Here is a 400-nt window from a genome sequence, read left to right as displayed (position 1 = left end):
CAGGAAGCGCGCCGGTAAAACGCGAGTACCGAGGTTCAAATGGCATATCAGATTTGCATCGATATCGGCGGCACCTTCACGGACTGCCTCGTATCGGACAGTAACGGCGAGATCTCGATCTTCAAGTCGCCCACGACGCCGGGTGAGTTCGAGAAAGGGTTCATCAATGTCCTGCATGTCGCGGCGGAAGGCTATGGTCTCGACCCGCAGGCATTCATCAAGCAGATCGACATGATCGTGCATGGTTCGACGGTCTCGACCAACGCGCTCGTCGAACGCAAGACAGTGAAGGTCGGCCTGATCCTGAACGAGGGGCACCAGGACATCCTCGTTCTGCGCGAAGGCCCGCGCAAGGGCGCTTTCCAGTGGAAGCTCGACTATCCCGAAGCCTTCGTGCCGC

At 58.8% G+C, this 400-nt stretch carries 1 protein-coding gene; it reads left to right on the top strand.

What is annotated here, in order from left to right; translation table 11 throughout:
* Positions 1 to 39: 39 nt before the first annotated feature.
* Positions 40 to 400 (top strand): hydantoinase/oxoprolinase N-terminal domain-containing protein (locus ACFHWW_RS34365; RefSeq protein ID WP_379943863.1); only part of this gene is annotated, 361 nt, incomplete at its 3' end.

Source organism: Sinorhizobium sp. P24N7 (assembly GCF_042436655.1).
In the GTDB taxonomy this organism is placed as follows: Bacteria; Pseudomonadota; Alphaproteobacteria; order Rhizobiales; family Rhizobiaceae; genus Sinorhizobium; species Sinorhizobium meliloti_A.
Note: the sequence above shows the minus strand (reverse complement) of the source record. Positions and strands in the feature narration are given on the sequence as shown.